Source organism: Streptomyces sp. NBC_00986 (assembly GCF_045162565.1).
GTDB lineage: Bacteria > Actinomycetota > Actinomycetes > Streptomycetales > Streptomycetaceae > Streptomyces.
This window is the reverse complement of the sequence record NZ_CP108733.1, coordinates 6853216-6873766: the sequence shown is the minus strand read 5'-3', so window position 1 is coordinate 6873766 and position 20551 is coordinate 6853216. Positions and strand designations below refer to the sequence as shown.

The window sequence follows — 20551 nt, the reverse complement described above, 5'->3', positions numbered from 1 at the left end:
CGCCGGGATCCCGGTTTGGATCTCCGCCCGGCACTCCCGCGGACCTGCCCATTCGGCCCCCTACCAGCGAGAAACACACGGTCGGTCTCCTCCAGCGCGCGCCCTCGCGGCACACGACACAGGGTGATCGAAAGGGTGCAGCCGGAGACCGGCGGCTGCCGTTGGCGCGAAGGGTCCCTGCATGCAGCCCAGCCGTCGGATACGCCCGCGCCGCGTGGCCGCCCTCGCGTCCGTGACCGTCCTGACCCTCGCGGTCAGCACCTCGGCCGGTACCGGACACCTCACCCCGGGCGCCATGACGGCGGCGGGCCCGGTCGCGCTCGCCCGCACCTCCGCACTCGGCTCCTGCATGATCAACGGCCCCCTCGACGTCCAGATGTCCGAGGGCATCCCCACCCCGGGCGGCTACTCCCGCTCCACCGGCACGGTCCACGCCCTGACCCTGATGGTCGACTTCTCCGACGCCCCCGGCGAGGGCACCGCCATGGACCGGTACCGCGAGTTCTTCCCCAAGACCCAGGAGTGGTTCGCCACCAGCTCCTACGGCCGCCTCGACTACCGCCCCGAGACCCCGGTCACCCACTGGCTCCGCATGCCCAAGCCCTTCAGGTCCTACGGCATAGAGCGCGGCGCGCCCTTCGACCCCGGGTACCGGCAACTCGTCCAGGACATCGTGGCCGCGGCGGACCCGACGGTGGACTTCCGGCAGTACGACCTCCTGAACGTCCTGGTCACCCCGAACGCGGGCCCCTCCGCCCTGGACACGGTCCTGTCGGTGACGTTCGCCGGCAACACGGAGGCCCCGGTCGCGGACGGCGTCCCGGTCTCCAACGCGTCCTTCGTCTACTCCCGCCAGGACGACGGCTCCGGCTCGTACTCCCAGACCGGCTACCGCGTCCTCCCCCACGAGAACGGCCATGTCTTCGGCCTGCCCGACCTCTACACCCAGGAGGGCGGGGGCGCGGTCGGCCACTGGGACATCATGAGCGAGGACTGGGGCGCCGACAACGACTTCCTCGGCTGGCACAAGTGGAAACTCGGCTGGCTGGACCCCTCCCAGGTCAACTGCGCGATGCGCAGGGGCACTTCGGAGTACACCCTGGCCCCGCTGGAACGCCCGGGCACGGACGGCACCCGCCTGGTCTTCGTCCCGCTCACCCGCCGCACGGGCTACGCCCTGGAGCTGCGCACCCGCGAGGGCAACGACGAGGCGGTGTGCCGCCCCGGCATCCTCATCTACAAGGTCGAAGCGGACGTGGACACGGGGATGGGCCCGGTGAAGGTCTACGACGCCCACCGGGACAGCGGCGGCTGCACCCGGAGCCCGAACGTGCAGGCCGAGCTGTCGGACGCGCCGTTCACCGCGGGCGAGAGCTTCAACGACCCGACGCGGGGGATCCGGATCGCGGTGACGGGGGCGGACACGGCGGGGAACTACCGGGTGACGGTGACACGGCGGCGGTAGAGCGGTAGGGGGTGGAGGTGCGGGGTGCGGGCAGGTGGGCGGGCGCGGTTCAGTGGATGGAGCACGGCTCTCCTAAAGCCGGTGTCGCTGGTTCGGCAACGGTGAGCGCACGGGACTGCCCTGGGGCGTCGGCGCAGGCCCGCCGGAGATGGCGTGCACCGGGCGCCCGGCGCCGTTGAGCCCCCGCCGGTGAAGGTGTCGGGCACGGGCCTGCCGTAGGACAGGACTGTCGCGGCGGTGCAGGCGCGGCGACCGGACCCGCCTCGGAGCCGTCGGTGACCAGGGCGTCGGGCGCGGGCTTACCGTAGGGCTGCCGAGATCGCCGTACCGGAGAATCGATGCCCACTGACGCCGCTGACCTCACGCTGGTCGACCCTGCCGTTGCCGTGCCCGCCGAGGCGGTCGCGCCGTTGATCCGGGGGGTCGCGGTGGTGCGTCAACTGACCGAGGCGGGTGGGGTGTTGAGCCTCAGCGGGCTCGAACGGGCCACCGGGCTCGCGCGTTCCACGGTCGACCGGATCACCGCGACGCTCGCGCGCATGGGCTACGTCCGTCTCGACGGCCGGGACGCGGTTCTCACCCCTCGGGTGATGGAACTGGGCAACGCCTATCTCGCCGCCCTGCGCCTGCCCTCCGTCCTGGACGCCCGCGCGGACGCCCTCGCCGACGAGCTGGACGAGTCGGTGTCGCTGGCGGTGGGCGACCGGGACGGCATCCGCTTCATCCACCAGGCCACCCGCCGCCGTGCGATGTCCCTCAGCTTCCGCATCGGCGACCTGCTCCCGGCCGAACGCACCGCGCCAGGACCGCTGTTCGCGACGGAGTGGACCGACCTGGAGTGGCGGCGCTGGCGGGAGCGGCGGGCGGCGGACCCAAGGGACGAGGGCTTCCCGGCCGTTCCCGAACGGGCGTCGCCGGGGCCCGACTTCGAGCGGTGGACCGTACAAGTGCGGCAGGACGGCTGGGCGTTGGACGACCAGTTGATCGAACCGGGGCTGGTGGCGGTGTCCGTGCCCGTGCGGGACCCGCGTACCGGCGGGATCGCGTGCGTGGCGAGCGTGGTGAGCCACACGAGCCGGCACACGGCGGACGACCTGCGCGACTCCCTTCTGCCCAGGCTGCGTTCGGCGGTGCGGACGATGGAGGAGGACCTGGCGGAGGACCTGCGCGAGGCTCCGCGGGGCGAGTCCGTCGCCGCCCCCTCCGGGCTCGCGACCTGGACGGGAGCGTCCAAGCAGGAGCTCGGCCGGGAGTTCGTCGAGTCCCTGGCCCGCGGTCTGACGGTCCTGACGGCGTTCGGCGAAGGCCGTGCCGAACTGACCCTCACGGAGGTCGCCCAGGCGACGGGCCTGGCGCGGGCGACGGCCCGCAGGGCCCTGATCACGTACGAACACCTGGGCCTGGTGGCTCCGTCCGGCGACCGCCGTTTCGCCCTCACACCCCGGGTCCTGTCCCTCGGCTTCCCGCCCCTCTCCCGTACGACCCTCCCCGACCTGGCGCTCCCCCACCTCACCGCCCTCGCCTCCCGCATCCACGAGTCGGCGTCCCTCGCGATCCTCGTCGGCGACGAGATCCAGTACACGGCCCGGGTCGCCACGAGCCGGGTGATGAGCGTGAACATCGCGGTGGGTACGCGGTTCCCGGCGTACGCGACGGCACTGGGCCGGGTGCTGCTGGCCGACGCCCCGCCGAGGGAACTCGAGCTGCGCCCCCTGACCCCCCGCACGCTGACCGACCCGGCGGCGCTGGCCGCGGCGCTGGAGACGGTCCGTACGCAGGGATACGCCCTGGTCGACGAGGAGTTGGAGGCGGGGCTGCGCTCGATCGCCGTACCGGTCCGCGACCGTACGGGCCGGGTGGTGGCCGCGCTGAACACGGCCACCCATGTGACCGGCCGCACGGTCGCGGAGTACGTCCGGGACGTCCTGCCCGAGCTGACGGCGACGGCGGGCGCCATCGAGGCGGACCTACGGGTGGCGGGCCGCTTCACCAGGGTGTCGGCGACCTGACCCCGGGCGGTTCACTCAGGACGAGCTGACCGGCGCCTCACCCGTCTTGTCCGTGACGCCAACTCCCAGGAGAGCGGCGTCGGTTGTACCGAGGTAGACGAGACTGGACGAGTCGAAGACCCAGGCGTAGCCCTTCGGGGCGCCCTTGAAGGTGAGGCCGACGCCCTCGCGCCCCGAGGCGTCCTTGACGTGGTCGACGACACTCACCCCCGGCAGCTCGGCGGTGGCACGGTAGATCGCGGCGCTGAGGTCGGGGAGCAGGGTGGCCTCGTCGATGACGGCGCCTAGGTTCTCGACCACAACTTCCGTGCGGCGGACCGCCGTTACGTTCCCGGCGTCGGCGGAGAACTTCTTCAGCAGCGCGTCGGGGTCGGTGGGCAGGGCCTGGAGCTGCCGGAAGGTCAGGTATCCGGTTCCCTTCATGTCCATGGCCATCTTCTGGGAGGGGTCGGCGAGCGCCACGCCCTTCCGCAGACCGTCCCGCCTACCGTCCACGGAATTCCACTGCTCCTGCTGGACGGCCCCGTTGTAGGCCTTCGGCGTGAAGGTCCCCTTGTGCCGGGCGAGTTCCTCGGCGCTGCTGAAGTCGACGCCCAACTCGGCCGCCGATCCCTGGGACTTGGTGTAGATGAACTGGTCGTCGCGGGCCGTGACCGCCGGCCGGTCGGCCGCCGCCAGGGCGATCCGGCCCAGCAGTTGGGTGGCCTTCCGATGGTCGGCGGCGGTGACGCCCGCGGCGGTCGTACCGCGCTTGCCGTCCTGCGCACTGCCGACTGCCACCACGCCCAGGCCCACGACGGCGGCCAGGGCCAGCGGCGCGGCGACGAGAACGAGGCGCCGGCGGGCGGGGGACGGACGTGAGGTGGTCGTCGTGGCGGACTGCTCGTGGGTGGACTGCTCACGGGTGGACTCGTGCTCGCGGGTGATGTGCTGCATCAGGTGTTCCCTCAGTACGCGGTGGCGGTCCTGAGCGAGCACCGGACGGCCCGGCGCGGGCAGCAACTCGGCCAACTCGTGGTGGTCGAGCGGCTGATCGCGTCGTAGCGGGTTGGTGTTCATCGCTTCGTCTCCTGCGTGGACCGAGCCGCCCGGTGGCGGCTATCCGGTGACTGTCCGGCCGCGGCCGGGCGTTGCACTCCGCTGTTCAACGTGGCGCTCTCGCGCCGGAGTTCGAGTTCGGTGAGCTTGCGCAGGCGTTTTCTCGCGCGCGAGAGCCGGGCCCGTACGGTGCCGACGGCCACGCCTAGGGCCTCGGCGGCGGTGGCGGCGTCCAGGCCCTCCCACACGCAGAGCGTGAACACCTCGCGCTCGCCGCGCCGCATCGTGCTCAACGCCCGCTGCGCGGCGGCCAGTTCCTCGCTGTCGGCCAGGCGCCGGGTGACCTCGTCGGCGAAGTCCGGCACGGGGTCGGGCGGCGGAATCCTGGAGAGCGCGGCCTGATGCCTGCGCGCCGCCCGGGCGGTGTTGCGCGTGACGTTCGTCGCGATCCCCAGCAGCCACGGGCGCAGACTGTCGTCACCGGGAAGCACGCGCTCGCGCAGCCGCCACGCCTCCAGGAAGGTCAGCGACACGATGTCGTCGGCCGTGCCCCAGTTGCCGGTCATCCGGACGGCGTGCCGGTGGACCACTCCGGCGTGCTCGTCGAAGAGGTGCCTGAACGCGTCCGGATCCCCGGCTCGCACACGGGCACGCAGTGAGTTCTCCACACCCTTCCCTGTCCGCCGCCGGGACCGCGCTGCGGTGACCCGCGTCACATCTTGACCCGCATCGGCCCTGCACAGCCTCTGGGATGCCGGGAGAGGTGCGGCGCGGGTCGCTCGAACTCCCGCTGCCCTGCGGACAGTTCCAGGCATGAGGCACGCTCCCACGGCTGCCGGGGCTGGGGTTCGCCGGAGGGCGTGCGGGCGCGGGCCGGGGTGCGGGCGCGGATCGGCTCCAGGGGCAACAGGGCCCATCCCGGCAACCCGCGTCCGCCCACATCGGCTACCCTGTCCTTGGCCAGTAGTCGGTACGCCACGTCGTCCGCTCCCGCAGCGGCGCAGGGGATGTGACACCGGCACTGACCAGCGGGTTTGTCTCGCCTTCGTAGCTCAGGGGATAGAGCACGGCTCTCCTAAAGCCGGTGTCGCAGGTTCGAATCCTGCCGAGGGCACAGCGCGGTGCTTGTTCACGCGATGCTTGTTCAGAGGCCCTTCCGTCCAGTGGACGGGAGGGCCTCTGGTGTCTCCGCGGCGTCCCGGCAGATGTCCGGCGGACATGTCTGCGTCTCGCCGACCGGCGATGACCTGGAGTCGACTTTCCGCCGTCCGATCCCGGCGCGACCGGCCGGGCCGATTACCCGGCGACACACGGCGGCTGCAGGGGCCGTAGCGGGAACCGGTCGTTCACGGACGCCAGGTCCAGCGGATTCAGGCCGCCGCGACCAGGGTGCCGAGCCAGACCGCCTGTTCGTCCCGGGAGAGCGTGACGCCGAACGCCGCTCGGTTCGGTGAGCCGCACTCCTTCCCGGTGGCTTTGTCCAGTACGAACATGCCACCCGGACCGGCATCAACCGGCGGCTCGGTTTCAGGCGGCGTGCGGGATGAAGGCGACGCGGGAGTCACCCTCGTCGATGGCAAGGTTCAGCGTTCCGTCCAGAGCCTTGGCCAGGCGTCGCAGCAGCGGGAGAGCGGGCGCAGTGTCGCCGCCCTCCATTCGGGACACCTGGGGCTGCGTCATCCCGGCCCGCTCGGCCAGTTCGGCCTGGGAGAGTCCGAGCTCGATCCGACGGTCGTAGACCGCCTGCCCGAGATCCCCAGCCAGCCGCGCGTCGACGTACTCCTGGTCGTACTCCACCGTCCCACCCGCGAGCTGCCGGGTCCGGCGTGTCCTCCACGTGCTGTGATTCATCAGTTCTCCTTGCCCCGGTCGTAGGTGTGCTCGGCGCGGCCGTGCTCCGTCTCGCAGACCTTCTGTGCCTGATGCGCGCGCTCGCCTTCCGCAGCCTGACGCATCCTCGTTTTACGGAACACCGTCAACAGAACAATCCGCTGCCCGGAAGCGAGCCGGTACGGGATGCGCACGGCCCCACCGTCCAGCTCGAAGCGCAGCTCACGCAGCTTGCCACCCAGGTGACGCGAGTACGGCTCCCCACCGTCGTTGGCTCGTCCAAGAGACGGTCCGTCTTGTCCTCCACCCGCCGGTAGAGGCGGAACGGGAGCAACTCAAGCCAGTCCCGAACCTCGGGCCTCCTCGGCCTGTACCACTCGAAGCGCTGATCCAGCACCTGGCCTGCGGCTAGGGAACCCTCGCCGTATCCACGTCCTCCGTCGCCCCCTCGCCCTCCGCCAGCGCCCGGTTCCGCCGCACCGACGACCAGAACGACCAGCCGATCAGCACGACGCCCACCAGCCCCGTGATGACCTCGTTGATCTGGTACTGGATGGTGACCATCAGGATCACGGCCAGGGCGCCGATCGCGTAGTGGGCGCCGTGCTCCAGGTAGACGTAGTCGTCGAGCGTGCCCTGGCGGACCAGGTAGACCGTCAGCGAGCGGACGTACATCGCGCCGATGCCCAGGCCGAGGGCCATGAGGACGATGTCGTTGGTGATGGCGAACGCGCCGATCACGCCGTCGAAGGAGAAGGACGCGTCCAGGACTTCCAGGTACAGGAACATGAAGAAGGCTGCCTGGCCGGCCAGGACGACCGCCGAGCGGTCGCTCTCGCGCTCCCGTTCCTCCTCCGCCTCCAGGCGGTCCTCGAAGAAGCCCGAGAGGCCGCCGACGATCATGTAGGTGATCAGGCCGGCGATGCCGGAGATCAGGACCGTCTGGGCCTTGTCCGCGTGGGCCCCGCCGTGCTGGTGGGCGTGGGCCGCGAAGGTCATCGAGGTGATCAGGAGGACGATCAGGGCGATGCAGACCGACAGCATGTCGACCTTGCCGAGCTTGGCGAGCGGGCGTTCCAGCCAGCCCAGCCACTTGATGTCGCGGTCCTCGAAGATGAAGTCGAGGAAGATCATCAGCAGGAACATGCCGCCGAAGGCCGCGATCGCCGGGTGGGCGTCGGTGACCAGCTGTTCGTAGCGGTCCTTGTCGGTCAAGGCCAGGTTGACCGCCTCAAAAGGATTCTTCTTCGCCGTGACCGCGACGATCACCACCGGGAACGCCAGCCGCATGCCGAAGACCGCGATCAGGACGCCGACCGTGAGGAAGATCCTCTGCCAGAAGGCCGACATCTTCTTCAGGATCCCGGCGTTGACCACCGCGTTGTCGAAGGACAGCGAGATCTCCAGCACGGCGAGGATCGCGATGACGCCGAACGCCGTCCAGCCGCCGTACCAGACTCCCAGGGCCAGGCCGAGCGCGGTGACCGCGAACGACCAGCGGAAGGTCTTCAGAAGCACGGGTTGCCCCTTCCTGTTGTCGCGCGGTCGCCCGCGGGCCGGGCATCAACAGCCCCGACCATCATCGGCGTTGTCTACCACGACCGCCTGTCGTACAGGTGACGGGGCCGGCCCGGAGAGCGCGGAAGGGACCCCGACCTCACCGGTCCAGGGCCCCGAGCCGACGTGTTGCCGCATCGTCACTTCCTCGGCGACACCTTGCCCGTCGTACGCAGCGTGCCCACCGTCTTGAGGAGGCGGTCCGCCGGGTCGCGCAGGGACTGGTGGGCCAGGACCGTGTTGCGCAGGCCGCGGACCGGGCGGCGCCACAGGCGGTGGGCCGCCGCGACCGGGTGGGGTCGGGTGGCGAAGCCCTCGCCGACGCGCAGCTCGCGGGTCTTGAGCCAGTCCTTCCACTCCTTGTCGCCGCGCCCCAGGTCCATCAGGCGTACGCCGTGCCGGCCCGCCTCCTCGGCCATCCGCAGATGCATGATCAACCCCGGTGAGTAGTACCGGAGTTCGGGGTCGTACGCCGTGAACCAGGCGGCGAACAGCGTGCGGGACGTCGGGCCGAAGTGGGCCGCCACGGGGCGGTCACCGGCGTAGAGGACCGACAGGATGCCGGTGAAGTGTTCCTCGCGGACGCGGAACAGGTGGTCCACCAGGTCCACGATCCACGGGCGCGCGAAGCGGTCCATGCGGCCGGTCCTGCGGTACTGGGCCGACTTCCAGCGCATCAGCGTGTGCAGCACCTCGGGGTCGCGCTCGTCGTAGACGAACCGCATCTCGCCGAGGTCGCGGCCGAGGCGGCGTTCCTTCTTCAGGGTCGTCTTGGCGATGCCCGGGTACGCGCCGCGCAGCCACTCGGGGTAGGGGATCTCGCCGTCGCCGTCCTTGAGATCGATCACCGGGGACGCGAAGGTGCCGGTGACGTAGCGGCCGAACGGCTGTTGCTCCTCGACGAGATGGTCGAACTCGAAGACCGACAGGCCGCAGGCCCGCAGGAGTTGCTGGACGTCCCAGGTGACACCGGGCCGGTGCACCAGGGCCTGGCAGTCGGAGAGGCCGAGGCCGATGGCCCGGCCGACGCCGACGGGGTTGCGCTCGTACGGGAAGAAGCCGACCGGCTCGCCGCCCTCGTGCAGAACCGCCACCTGCGCGCCGCCGCGGTGGCGGCCGACGCCGTCCGCGAACTCCGGTGCCAGGAAAGGGTTCGCGTAGTCCGGCGACTCGTCCATCGCCTTGTGCCAGGCCTGCCGGAGCGTGGTACCGAGCTCCTCCGGTCTGTGGATCGTGATGTCCGCCTTGCCGGCGGATCGCATGGATCGCATGGGCGACCGTCCCCCCACATTTCCCCCACGACGCGTCGTCCGCGCCCTGCCTACGTATCCCAAGGTACGACGAGACACGAACAGTTCGGCAGGGCCCAAACGTCGCGAAACAGTACGGACGCTGTCAAGAATGCCCGTGCTCACGGAAAAGCACGGATCACCCTCCCCCGGTACAGCCGCCCCGGAACGTCGGTGAACCGCAGGTCCAGGCCGACCCCGTCACGCTCCGCGTGCAGGTGGAGGTGCGGCTCGGTGGTGTTGCCGGAATTGCCCGTCTCTCCCAGGAGTTGACCCACGCGCACCACGTCTCCCTGGCTCACCGTCAGTGAACCGGCCCGCAGATGGGCCAGTTTGACGATCTCCCGCCCGGTGTCGATGAACACGTGGTTCCCGTAAGCGGGTTGGTAACGGGCACGCCCGCCCGGCCGCGTGTCCTGGTCCTCGAACCCGTCCGTCGCGGAGACCACCCGCCCGTCGCACGGGGCCCGTACGGCCCGCCCGTAGGCGGCGAACGCGGTCGGTTCACGGTCACGGCGCGTACGGGTGCCATACCGCCCCAGCCCCACCAGGTCGACCGCACCCCGCTGTTCGGGCACCCGGGCGTGATGATTGAGCGGCCGCCCGCCGCCCTGCACGACGTACCACTCCCCCTCCAGCGGAAACCGCAGCGGCCGGGACAGGGGCGCGCGCCAAGTATGCGTCCGCGCGACGGCGACCAGCACGACGAGCGCCACCAGCACTACGACCCCGCCCACGAGCCCCGACACCCCGTCCCCCGAAGGCAGTCCGGGCAGCCGGGCCGCGGAGCCGAGGGCGGCTACGGCGACTCCCGCCTCGACCGTACGACGCGGGAGGCGCGGTTGCTGGGCGGGGGCGCCGATGCCTTCGGCGAGGACGTAGCAGGCCGCGAGGATCGCCAGGTCGGCGAACCAGGCGGTGCGGTCGCGGGCCGTCCAGAGGGTGATGACGTTCCAGAGGGCGAGGGCGATGATCAACAGGCCTTGGGGCAGGCGGAGTCGGCGGGGTGAGGATGACTCGGGCTGGACTGTCTCCACGGAAACCTCACGGTGGGACGCGCGTTGACAAGGGCCGAGGAGGGGATGGGGGGCTGAGGTCGTGTGCGGGGAGCCGGTGGGTGGGGGCTGGTCGCGCAGTTCCCCGCGCCCCTGGGGGTTTGGGGTGGGCGGGGTGGGAGCCTGTGCCGGGGCTGCCGTGAGGAACTCCAACAGGGCGGCGGCCTCGGGGCGTTGGGGCGGGGACGGCTCAAGGGTCAACGGGGTCCCTCCGCGTACCTGACGATGCGATCACCGGCGTAGAGAAGACGACAGGACGCCCGGCACGGTTCTCACCCGCCCCGCCGGACGCCCCAACACCCCGCCCTCTCAGGCCGTTTGCACCTCCGGTACCTCCCCCTGAACCTGTCGGCCCAGCACCGCCAGCACCACCGTCACCCCGACCGATGCAACGGCCATCAGGGTCATCGCCGTTGCCGGGGAGGTGAGTTGGGCGACCGTGCCCGCGAGGGCCGCGCCGATGCCCTGCATGGAGAGCATGCCTGCGGAGCGCAACCCCAGGGCATGGCCCGCGAGTTCACCGGGGGTGAGTTCCATCAGGCGTTCCTGGAGGACGAGGCTCGCGCCGTAGCCGATGGAGGCTGCGCAGACCGCGATCGCCGACCAGGGCATGCCCGGGCGGAGGACGAAGAACAGGTACGGGGTGGCCAGGAGGAGGCGGAGGGGGATGTCCAGCCGGGCGCGCAGGGTGCGCGGGACGAAGCGGCCCAGGGTCAGGTCGCCCACGAACATGCCCAGGGCCGCGCTCGCGAACAGGACACCGGCGGAACCGGAGTCGTAGGAGACGTAGAGGGATTCGCAGCCGACGATCAGGCCGTTGGGGACCCACATGCCCAGGTAGGTGAGGCGGCGGGGGCGGGAGGACCACAGGAGGGCGTTCGTGCGCCAGGTCGCGGCGATGGACGGGCGGCCCGCCGCGCGGGGTGGGCGGGCCGTCAGGCCGAGGCGGAGGACCAGGGCCGTCGTCGCGTACAGCGCCGCCGCGAGCAGGAGACAGACCCTTGGGGAGAGCAGGGCCAGCAATGCTCCGCCTGTCGCGAAGCCTGTCACCTGCATCAGGCCCGAGGCCATGTTGAAGACCGAACGGCCCAGCAGGTAGCCGTTCTTGGGCAGGATCTCGTTCAGCAGGCCGCCGCTCACCCCGCCGCCCAGCGAGGCGATCAGGCCCTGGAGGAACACGATGCCGAAGATCGCGCCGACCGGCAGACCGGGGAGTGCCAGCAGGGCCGTACAGACGGCGAAGGCGGTGTTGATGCCGGTCAGGGTGACCCTCGGGGGCAGGCGATCCGCGCCCGAGAGGAAGAAGGTCGCGCCGAGCATCTGGGCGAGCTGTGGGCCGAACATGCTCACGGCCGACAGTAAGGGGGACTCCGTCGCCTTGTAGACGAGGGTGGCGAGCGCCAGGCCGCTGATCGTGAGGGCCGCGTTCTGGGCGGCGAAGGAGAAGAAGAACGGGGTGTACTCGGGGGTGCGGAAGAGCTCGCGGTAGCTGCGCATCCGGGGAGTCTGCGGGGGCGGGCGCGGGGGTCCTATTCTTTCGCGCGGACGCGAAACACGGGGGTGGGCGAATGGGGTTGTGGCAGCTCAACGCGGACACCCTCGCGCGGAGCCGGTTCGTGCTGTCGTCGTTCGCGGAGACCTTCGCCGCGCTGAAACTGCTGCACGCGGGGGTGGGCGCGCACCCCGGTGAGCAGGTGTGGCTGCGGGACCATCTGCCGGAGTACCAGGGGCTGTCGGCGGCCGACCCCGTCACCGGAGCGCTGGTACGGGCCGCGCTCGGGCGGTCCTGGATCGCCGACTTCTTCTGCCCGACCCAGACGGACCGGGAGTCGTTCGCCGAGACCGTCGCCCGGGTGCGGGAGACCCGGCCCGAGGCCGCGCGGGACAACCTCCGCGTCTCGCTCGCCGGGCCGCTCCCCGCCGCCCTGGAACGCGACGATCTGCCCGAGCGGGCCGCCGGCCTCCTGGAGTACGTCTGGGAGGAGACCGTGCGGCCGTACTGGGCGCGGCGACGGCGGGTCCTGGAGGCCGATGTGGTCGCCCGGACCGCACAGGTGAGCCAGGGCGGCTGGGCGGCCGTGCTGGACGCTCTGCAGCCGGGGCGGACGCGCTGGCTCGGGGAGAGCCGGCTGCAGATCAACCTGCACGCGAATCCGCCGCGGGAGATCTCCGGCGCGGAGCTGCTCCTCATGCCCGTCACGCCGAAGAGCGGGTGGGTGTCGTGGGAGGCGCCGGACCGGTACGCCATCGTGTACCCGTGCGCGGGCGTCCTCGCCGACCATGGCGGGCGGCCGGTGCCCGCGAGCCTGGGGGCGCTGCTGGGTCCCTCACGGGCGGCTGTGCTGATGCTGCTCGGGTCACCGATGAGTACCAGCCAGCTGACCGCCGTGACCGGGCAGGCGCTGGGCTCGGTGGGGCGGCATCTGCGGGTGCTGCTGGACGCGGGTCTCGTGGAGCGGCGGCGGGCGGGGCGGTCGGTGCTGTACTCGCGGACGGCGGCGGGGGAGGTCGTGGTGAAGGCGGCGGGGCATTAGGCGGCCGGGGCTGGGCTGTGGGCGGCCGCTGGCCTGTAAGTACTGGGGTCCCTGGGCCCGTGGGGAGAACGACATTTACCGGAGTTAGCATCCGGTTATGACGACTACAGAGAACACGGGTCCCCTCGGTGTCGAGATCGGGTCGCTCAAGGGCGGCTCGGCGGACCTCTCGCAGTACGCGGGCAAGGCCGTCCTCGTGGTGAACGTGGCCTCCAAGTGCGGGCTGACCCCCCAGTACACGGGCCTCGAGCGGCTCCAGGAGCGGTACGCGGCGCAGGGCTTCACCGTGCTGGGCGTGCCCTGCAACCAGTTCCTCGGGCAGGAGCCCGGCAGCGCCGAGGAGATCGCCGAGTTCTGCTCGGCGACGTACGGCGTGACCTTCCCACTGACCGAGAAGGTCGAGGTCAACGGGGACGACCGGCACGAGCTGTACGACCGCCTCGTCGGCTTCGCGGACGGCGAGGGCCACACCGGTGACATCCGCTGGAACTTCGAGAAGTTCCTGATCGGCCGCGACGGCACGGTCGTCGCCCGCTTCTCCCCGCAGACCGAGCCGGAGTCGGCGGAGGTCGTGGCGGCGGTGGAGACGGCCGTCGCCTAGGACAGTCGTAGCCAGATGTTGACCTTGCCCCTGGGGCAGGGCTGAGCGTCCTTGTCGCCGGGCGGACAGAAACCGCCCGGTGACGGAGGATGGCTGAGGTGGACGACGAACTGCTGACCATCGGCGCGTTCGCGGCGCGGGCGCGGCTTTCGGCCAAGGCGCTGCGGCTGTACGACCGGCTCGGGCTGCTGGCGCCGTCGCGCGTCGACGAGGTCAGCGGCTACCGCTACTACCGCGCCGACCAGGTCGAGCGGGCCCGACTCGTGGCGCTGCTACGGCAGTTGGACATGCCGCTGGCCCGGATCGCGTCGGTGGTGGAGGCCGACGGGCCGGACGCGGCCGAACTCCTCGCCGCGTACTGGACGGACGTCGAGACCCGGATCGCCGGGCAGCGCACGCTCGCCGAGTACCTCCGTGCACGACTGTCGGGGAGGAGCTCCGAGATGTACGGAACGTTCGTGGTCGAGACGGTCGAGGTACCGGAACAGGTACTGATCACCGAGACCCGGCACACCCTCGCGGACGAGTTGCCGGCCTGGATCGGCGCGTCCCTGGGGCGACTTGAGGCCGCGGCGGAGGAGTGCGGGGGCGTGAGCGCCGCGCCGTTCGTCGTCTACCACGCCGAGGTGTCCATGGAGAGCGACGGCCCGGCCGAGGCCTGTGTACCGGTCGCGGACGAGGCGGCCGCGCGGGCGTGGGCGGCACGGCAGGGGCGGGCCCGGCAGACGGCGGTCCGGGTGGAGCCGGCGCGGACGCTGGCGTACGCCCGGATCACCAAGGCGCAGGTGGCGCATCCGCAGATCCTGGCCGCGTTCGAGGCGGTGGAGCAGTGGGTCGCCGGGCGGGGGCTGCGGTACGCCGGGCCGTGCCGCGAGGTGTACTTCGCGGACTGGGAGGCGGCGGGGCCGGGGGATCCGGTGTGCGATGTGGCGTTTCCGGTGGAGTGACGCGGCGCCGGCAGACGTGTCGCGGGCACAAGCCGAGCCCTCTCGGCCAGGACGGCGGGCCAGTCGAGAGGGCTCTTCTGAAGTGCTTGTACTGCGTGAACTGCGTTTACCGCTTGCACTGCCTGTACTGCATGTCGTGCATGAACTGCACTGTGCTGCTTATGGAGTTGTGAAAGGTGAACCAGCCGCATCAGTGAAGGTCGTGCGCCCCCCGCGCGACATCTGCCACGAAGGCGTTCCACGAGTCCGCGGGGAAGGCCAGCGCCGGACCCCCGTCGACCTTGGAGTCCCGTACGGCCATGGCCGCGAGAACCGGTGACTTGACCTCGACGCACGCACCGTTCCCGGTGGAGTACGAGGACTTGGTCCACATGTCCGTGGCGCCCTGACGAATTGCCATTTTTGCTCCGGTTATGCCAGTTGATGAGTTGCTGTCACCGCGCGTCACGTCCGACCACGAACGCATCGGACGTACAACACGGTTTGCGCCAAAGCCTGTTGCTCGATGGCGTGATCGACGCTACTCGCCAACATCGGCGGGCGAAGCGGCCATTCACTCGACCGGGTGGCATATACCCCTGGTGCTTCCATCCCGACCGGCGGAAGGTGTAGTCTGCGGCACCTTCCGCCAACGGGGCCCCTCAGCGCGCGTATTCCTTCGCGATGTCCGCGATGAACTGACGGGACTGGTCCACGTTCAGGGCCTGCGCCCTCAAGTGCTCATACATCACGCTGTACTTCTGGACGTCGTTCGCCTTCTCCAGGTACAGGTCGCTGGTGACGCCCTCGATGTAGACGACGCTGGAGTCCGCCGCGTCGGGGAACTCCAGGATCGCGTACTGCCCGTTGAGCCCCGGATGGGCGCCCATGTCGAACGGGATCACCTGCACGGTCACGTGCGGCAGCTGGGACTGCTCGACGAGATGCTCCAACTGGTCCCGCATCAAAGAGCGGTTGCCGACCACCCGGCGCACCGCGGACTCGTCCATCACGGTCCACAGCCGCAGCGGGTTCTCCGGCGCGGAGATCCGTTCCTGCCGGCGCAGCCGCACCTGGACCCGCTTCTCGACATCGGCCAGCGCGGTCTCGGGCAACGCCCCGGTGATGAGCGCCTCGGCGTACTGCCGGGTCTGCAACAGCCCCGGGACGACCTGGGGATCGTAGACGCGCAGGCTCGCCGCGTCCGTCTCCAGCCCGATGTAGACGCTGTACGGGATGTCGCCGAAGGAGTGCCACCAGCCTTGCTGGCGGGAGTCCTTGGCCATCTGCATGAGTGAGTCGACGATGCGGACGTCCTCGACCTCGTAGACCCCGCACAGGTCGCGGACGTCGCGCTGGCTGATGCTGCGGCGTCCGTTCTCCAGTCGGCTGATCTTCGACTGCGACACCAGCAACCGCTCGGCGACTTCTTCTGCCGTCATGCCCTTGAGCTCCCGGAGTCGACGCAACTCCTGGCCCAACCGGCGTCTCCTGACGGTGGGATTGACACTTGACGCCACGGGAACGTGCACCTCCGGCTGCATGCCTCTACTTGCCACTGCTTACTGCTGTGCTCACTGCTGCGTACTGCTCACTGCTTGCCACGTACAGACCACTTTGCGTATCTGCTGTTGAGCAGACTGCCACCAAGGTGGTTTCTACCGCTGGGAAACGGTGGATATGCGGCAGGTACGAGCCAGGTTCGGGTTGCCCGAGGCGTCCGCGAAGGCGTCCGTAGATGCGGCCGAGCGGGGTGGAGAGACGTTACGTCTACTCCACCCCGCTCGGACCAGCGGCTCCCGAACCGGGTCTTGGGGACTGCGGTGCGGCGTGTACTGCGGTCGTGCGGTGGTGCGTCGGTACCGGTCGTGCGGTGTACCTCCGCGGTGCCGGCGTGTGCCGTGGGACTGCGGCTCAGTGAGCCACGGCGCGCGCCATGCTGCCGCGGTGCGGCTGCATCGGAACACCACGAGCCGGTTCCGGTGGCCTTGATCCGGGCGCGGCCTGACGGCCGGCCGGGGCCGGGCTACGGCGTGGCTGTGCCGCCACTCCGTTCTGGACGTCCATCACGGCGTGCGCCACGAGTCCGCCCATGGGGTCGTGCCTGATCAGGTCCCGCAGCCGGGAGCGGGACGAACGTCCCTCGTTACCCGGATACAGGTGTTTGCCCAGACCGACCGCGTGCGCCAGTGCGGCGAGCGCGGCTGTCCGCGGGTCCGGTGGCACACCGGTGCGGATCGCGGAATCGAGTCGGCCCCTGATCTCGCGGCTGATCTCGTTGTCCGTCGCTTGATAGCGAGTCGTCGGCAGCACCCCGCACATCTGTCCCGCCACGGCATGCACCATGCCGCACCGCTCCAGATGCGAGAGGTAGGTCTGGCGAAGTCCCAGTCGGGGCCCGCCAATCCAGTTCACTGCACGTACAGGAGCGCCACGCCTTCGCAGCAACTCCAACGCGCAGTCCAAAGTCGGATCTCCGGTCGGCCGTGGTACCACCACGGCGATACGATCCCCGTCTGGGGCTATCCGTCCGGCCAGCGCCAGCTCCACTAGCTGTGCTCCGGCCAGACCGAGGTCGAGCGACTGCGGCTGTGCAGTGGTACCCGTGGCCGGGTCCAATGCCAGCAGCAGAAGCTCTTCCGGAAGTGTTCTGCGGCTCCTGCCCATCCATGCCTCCCCGCGTGGATGAATGACAGGGTGACCCCTCTCACATTGGTCTGTCGAGGGTGCGTGACCGCTTCGTAGTGGAACCGGTAGGTATGTCGTTCTCGTCTACCGGTGGGGTTAAGCCCGCACACAGGACACTGGTACATGGTTCGGACAACGGTGTTGATGCGCTGTCCGGACTGCGGGTAAGAGAATTTCCAGCTGACATCCAGCTGGCTTCCAGCTGATTTTGTGGCTGTTTTTGTAGCTAACTCGGTTATCTCGGTCGGTTCGGTTGACGCACGCGGCGCGTGCGGCGCATGGAGGAGGCATCGGTGGCGGGCGAGTCCCCCGACAGGTCGAAGAAGCGCGAGTCGTCGGCAGAACCGACGCCGGGGAGCGCGAGTCCGGTTCCTGAGGCCAGGGGCGAACGCGATCCCCGGTTGGCGGTGGCCCGCGAGGACGCGGCACCGTCGTCGTCCACGGGGCAGCGCGGCGGCGTGGACACGGCGACGAAGATCTTCTCGATCCGGGAGCTGCGGGAGGAGACGGAGACCGGCGGGTCCGCTGACGCGGCCGACCCCTCCGGGGACACCGATACGCAGAACCCTTCCGCCAAGGGCGGGTCGAGCGGGTCGGGTGGATCGGGCGGCTCCGAGGGCGATGCGCGGTTGCGTGCGGCCGTGGCGGCCTGGGTGTCGTCGGGCTCGGAGGGCGAGAGGCCGACCGGCACCGAGGACGCGGAGGACGCGGAGAAGTCGGCCGGGGGCGAGACGGCTGACGTGTCTGACGCGTCGGAGGACGACGCCGCCGCTACGGTCGAGGGTCCCGAGGACGCGGAGGACGCGGAGGACGCGGAGGACGCGGAGAAGTCGGCCGGGGGCGAGACGGCTGACGTGTCTGACGCGTCGGAGGACGACGCCGCCGCTACGGTCGAGGGTCCCGAGGACGCGGAGGACGCCGCTACGGTCGAGGGTCCCGAGGACGCGGAGACGCCCGCTGGAGCCCCGGAGACGGAGGACGCCGAGGACGCGGGGGAAGCTTCCGTCGCGGACGCCTCCAAGGGCGCTGAGACCGCCCAGGAGACCGACGCGGGCGAGCGGGCCGAGGGTGCGGGTGCCGGGGTGACTGGTGACCCCGGGGACGCTGAACCCGCCGAGGACGCCGAGGCACGCGATGCGGCTGACGCCGGGGGCGAGTCCGCCGGCGACGACGACGTGACCGAGGGTGAGCGGGGCGCTGACGCTGAGGACGACGCCGACACCGACCCCGAGGACGCTTCCGAGGCGGACGGGACTCCCACGTCCACGGAAGCCGACGCGGCCGACGAGGCCGACGCGGATGCTGACGCGCGCCCGGATGCCAGCGCCGACGAGCCCGCCTCCGAGGCGGACAAGGCTCCCGCGTACTCGCCGGCCAGCGAAGCCGGTGCGGATGCTGACGCTCGCCCGGAGAACCCCGACCCCGCCACGGGCGATGCCCCCAAGGTGAGCGAGACCGCTGAAGCCGGGTCCGCGGAAGCCGAGGTGGACGAGGCGTCCGCCGGCACCACCCCGGAGCCCGCCGACGGCAAGACGTCCCCCCGAGCGACCGGAGCGAAGCCGGACGGCCGCCCGGAGTCCACCGAAGGCGGCGCGTTCACCGACGCAACCGGACCGGAGACCGACACCCGTCCGGAGTCCGCCGAAGGCAAGACGCCCACCGACGCGACGCCCCCGAAGACCGACAGCCACTCGGAAGCCGCCGAAGGCGACAAGGCCCCGGACCCCCGGACCACCGCCATGGGCACCGGCACCGGCACCGGCACCGGCACCGGCACGGACACGGGCACCGACACCGCCCCCAAGGACGCCTCCCCCGCCGCTCCCCCCTCCGACGCACAACCGAAAGCCGCCGACGACGAGCCCGCCCCCAAGGGGCCACCCGCACCCGACGACGAGACCCGCACGGGCGGTGCGGGTGGGAACACCAAGACGGCCGAAGGCGAAGCCGAGGCCGTCGATCACCCCACCGCCGTCTTCAAGGCCCCACGACCGCCCAAGCCCGCGGTGGACCAGCCGACCACCATGCTCAAGGCCCCCAAGGCCCCAACCGCCCCGAAAACCCCCGAGACCCCCGCCGAGCGCACCAGCAAGTTCGTCGCCCTCAAGCCCCTCGACGAACCCCGCACGCCCCGCAGGGACACCCCCCGCCCGGACGCCACCCGCCCCGTCCCCCAGGTCGGCCCGGAACACACCACCCAGCAACCGCTCCCCCCGAAGCCCCCGCTGGACCTCCTCGCCGAACTGACCAACACCCCGCCGCCCCCGGAAACCCCGGTCCGCACAGCGATCCGCAGGGTCAAGATCTGGACCCCGCTGGTCATCCTCCTGGCGATCATCTTTGCAGTAGTACAGGCCGTACGCCCGCTACCGACCCCCTCTCTCGCCCTCACCGCCGACGACTCGTACACCTTCGCCGGCAGCAAGGCGAATCTCCCGTGGCCCAGCGAGGGCCAGGGCTGGATGGACGTCAACGGCATCGGCACGATGGGCAACTTCGGCAAGCAGACCCCGGTGGCCATCGGCTCGGTCGCGAAGGCGATGACCGCGTACATCGTCCTCAAGGACCACCCGCTGAAGGCGGGCACCGAGGGCGAGAAGATCACCGTCGACGCGACCGCCGAGAAGGAGGGCGGCTACGACAAGGACGGCGAGTCCACGCTCAACACCGTGAAGGCCGGCGACGTCCTCACCGAGAAGCAGGCCCTCTCGGCGATCATGATCCCGTCGGCGAACAACATCGCGCGCCTGCTGGCCCGTTGGGACGCGGGCTCCGAGGCGGCGTTCATCAAGAAGATGAACGACACCGCGAAGTCACTGGGGATGACGAACACGACCTACACCGACGCGTCCGGTCTCAAGGAGACGACCGTCTCCTCCGCCGAGGACCAGGTGAAGCTGGGCAACCAACTGGTCAAGATCCAGGCGCTGATGGACATCACCAAGCTGCCGAGCTGGGTCGACCCGTCCGGTCACAAGTGGACCAACTACAACCGCCTGGTGCCGTACAACAACTCCCTCGGCATCAAGACCGGCACCACCACCGCGGCCGGCGGCAACCTGCTCTTCGCCGCCACCAAGGAGGTCGGCGGTGAGACGGCCGTCGTCGTCGGCGCGATCCTCGGCCAGCACACCGCGCCGATCATCGACACCGTGAACGCGGTCAGCAAGACGGCGATGCTCGCGGCGCAGGACGCGATGACCTCGGCGAAGATCCTGAAGAAGGGGACCGTGGTCGGGTACGTCGACGACCAGCTCGGCGGTCACACCCCGGTCGTCGTCACCAAGGACGTCGCGGCGGTCGGCTGGGCGGGCCTGAAGGTGAAGCTGTCCTTCGCCCCCGACGCCGTACCGCACACCGCGAAGGCCGGCACCAAGGTGGGCACGCTCACCGTGGGCGACGGTTCGAGCGGTGCCGTCAAGGTGCCGGTCGCCCTCCAGAAGGACCTCGCGGAACCGGCCTTGACGTCCAAGCTGACCCGCCTCGGCTGACCCACGAGGCGCCGCACGTCACCGCGCACGTCACCGCGTCCCGTCGGCGGGCCCCCACCCGGGAGCCC

General features: G+C 70.6%; 17 protein-coding genes, 1 tRNA gene and 1 pseudogene. 7 read left to right on the top strand and 12 right to left on the bottom strand.

The window, feature by feature from the left end; genetic code table 11:
- Positions 1-181: 181 nt before the first annotated feature.
- Together OG504_RS30800 and OG504_RS30795 are read left to right on the top strand one after the other, a co-directional pair.
- Positions 182-1465, top strand: coding sequence for a M6 family metalloprotease domain-containing protein (locus OG504_RS30800; protein ID WP_405992719.1), 1284 nt, complete (start codon positions 182-184; stop codon positions 1463-1465).
- A gap of 338 nt (positions 1466-1803) precedes the next feature.
- On the top strand, positions 1804-3474 hold the full coding sequence (locus tag OG504_RS30795) for an IclR family transcriptional regulator C-terminal domain-containing protein (RefSeq protein ID WP_405992718.1): 1671 nt from the start codon (positions 1804-1806) through the stop codon (positions 3472-3474).
- Between the two features lie 15 nt (positions 3475-3489).
- Here the strand turns inward: OG504_RS30795 and OG504_RS30790 are convergent, their stop codons facing one another.
- Positions 3490-4533 carry a CU044_5270 family protein gene (locus tag OG504_RS30790; RefSeq protein ID WP_405992717.1) on the bottom strand — a complete coding sequence of 348 codons (1044 nt, stop codon included), beginning with the start codon at positions 4531-4533 and terminating at the stop codon, positions 3490-3492.
- A complete protein-coding gene (locus OG504_RS30785) occupies positions 4530-5180 on the bottom strand; it encodes an RNA polymerase sigma factor (RefSeq protein ID WP_405992716.1) in 651 nt (216 codons plus the stop codon). Before OG504_RS30785 ends, OG504_RS30790 begins: the two co-directional genes overlap by 4 nt.
- 373 nt (positions 5181-5553) lie before the next feature.
- On the opposite strand from OG504_RS30785, the gene OG504_RS30780 reads away from it, so the two are divergent.
- Positions 5554-5626, top strand: a tRNA-Arg gene (locus tag OG504_RS30780).
- A gap of 256 nt (positions 5627-5882) precedes the next feature.
- On the opposite strand, the gene OG504_RS30775 is transcribed toward OG504_RS30780, so the two are convergent.
- From OG504_RS30775 to OG504_RS30745, 7 genes and pseudogenes are all read right to left on the bottom strand, one after another.
- The gene (locus tag OG504_RS30775; RefSeq protein WP_405992715.1) at positions 5883-6005 is read right to left on the bottom strand and encodes a hypothetical protein; all 123 of its coding nucleotides are present in this window, start codon (positions 6003-6005) and stop codon (positions 5883-5885) included.
- A gap of 34 nt (positions 6006-6039) precedes the next feature.
- Positions 6040-6363 (bottom strand): helix-turn-helix domain-containing protein, encoded by a 324-nt coding sequence (locus OG504_RS30770; protein ID WP_405992714.1) that lies wholly within the window; start codon positions 6361-6363, stop codon positions 6040-6042.
- A pseudogene (locus OG504_RS30765) lies at positions 6363-6736 on the bottom strand (type II toxin-antitoxin system RelE/ParE family toxin). Before OG504_RS30765 ends, OG504_RS30770 begins: the two are co-directional and overlap by 1 nt.
- A 14-nt stretch (positions 6737-6750) precedes the next feature.
- On the bottom strand, positions 6751-7860 hold the full coding sequence (locus OG504_RS30760; protein ID WP_405992713.1) for a DUF475 domain-containing protein: 1110 nt from the start codon (positions 7858-7860) through the stop codon (positions 6751-6753).
- Positions 7861-8039: 179 nt separating this feature from the next.
- Positions 8040-9161 (bottom strand): GNAT family N-acetyltransferase, encoded by a 1122-nt coding sequence (locus OG504_RS30755; RefSeq protein ID WP_405996466.1) that lies wholly within the window; start codon positions 9159-9161, stop codon positions 8040-8042.
- A 149-nt stretch (positions 9162-9310) separates the two neighbouring features.
- Positions 9311-10225, bottom strand: coding sequence for a M23 family metallopeptidase (locus OG504_RS30750; protein WP_405992712.1), 915 nt, complete (start codon positions 10223-10225; stop codon positions 9311-9313).
- 327 nt (positions 10226-10552) lie between these two features.
- Positions 10553-11740, bottom strand: coding sequence for an MFS transporter (locus OG504_RS30745; RefSeq protein ID WP_405992711.1), 1188 nt, complete (start codon positions 11738-11740; stop codon positions 10553-10555).
- Positions 11741-11811: 71 nt separating this feature from the next.
- Between OG504_RS30745 and OG504_RS30740 the strand changes: the two genes are divergently transcribed.
- The 3 genes from OG504_RS30740 to OG504_RS30730 all read left to right on the top strand — a co-directional run bounded on the left by OG504_RS30740 (position 11812) and on the right by OG504_RS30730 (position 14325).
- Positions 11812-12777: an ArsR/SmtB family transcription factor gene (locus OG504_RS30740; protein ID WP_405992710.1), complete on the top strand. Its 966-nt coding sequence runs from the start codon at positions 11812-11814 to the stop codon at positions 12775-12777.
- Positions 12778-12874: 97 nt separating this feature from the next.
- A complete protein-coding gene (locus tag OG504_RS30735; RefSeq protein ID WP_405992709.1) occupies positions 12875-13378 on the top strand; it encodes a glutathione peroxidase in 504 nt (167 codons plus the stop codon).
- Positions 13379-13467: 89 nt separating this feature from the next.
- A complete protein-coding gene (locus OG504_RS30730) occupies positions 13468-14325 on the top strand; it encodes a MerR family transcriptional regulator (protein WP_405992708.1) in 858 nt (285 codons plus the stop codon).
- Between the two features lie 190 nt (positions 14326-14515).
- On the opposite strand, the gene OG504_RS30725 is transcribed toward OG504_RS30730, so the two are convergent.
- From OG504_RS30725 to OG504_RS30715, 3 genes are all read right to left on the bottom strand, one after another.
- Positions 14516-14725, bottom strand: coding sequence for a DUF397 domain-containing protein (locus OG504_RS30725; RefSeq protein ID WP_405992707.1), 210 nt, complete (start codon positions 14723-14725; stop codon positions 14516-14518).
- Positions 14726-14966: 241 nt separating this feature from the next.
- Positions 14967-15824, bottom strand: coding sequence for a helix-turn-helix transcriptional regulator (locus OG504_RS30720; RefSeq protein ID WP_033287311.1), 858 nt, complete (start codon positions 15822-15824; stop codon positions 14967-14969).
- Positions 15825-16218: 394 nt separating this feature from the next.
- Complete coding sequence (locus OG504_RS30715) at positions 16219-16971, bottom strand: GPP34 family phosphoprotein (RefSeq protein ID WP_405992706.1); 753 nt, start codon at positions 16969-16971, stop codon at positions 16219-16221.
- A gap of 314 nt (positions 16972-17285) precedes the next feature.
- Between OG504_RS30715 and OG504_RS30710 the strand changes: the two genes are divergently transcribed.
- The gene (locus OG504_RS30710; protein ID WP_405992705.1) at positions 17286-20483 is read left to right on the top strand and encodes a D-alanyl-D-alanine carboxypeptidase; all 3198 of its coding nucleotides are present in this window, start codon (positions 17286-17288) and stop codon (positions 20481-20483) included.
- Positions 20484-20551 lie beyond the last annotated feature (68 nt).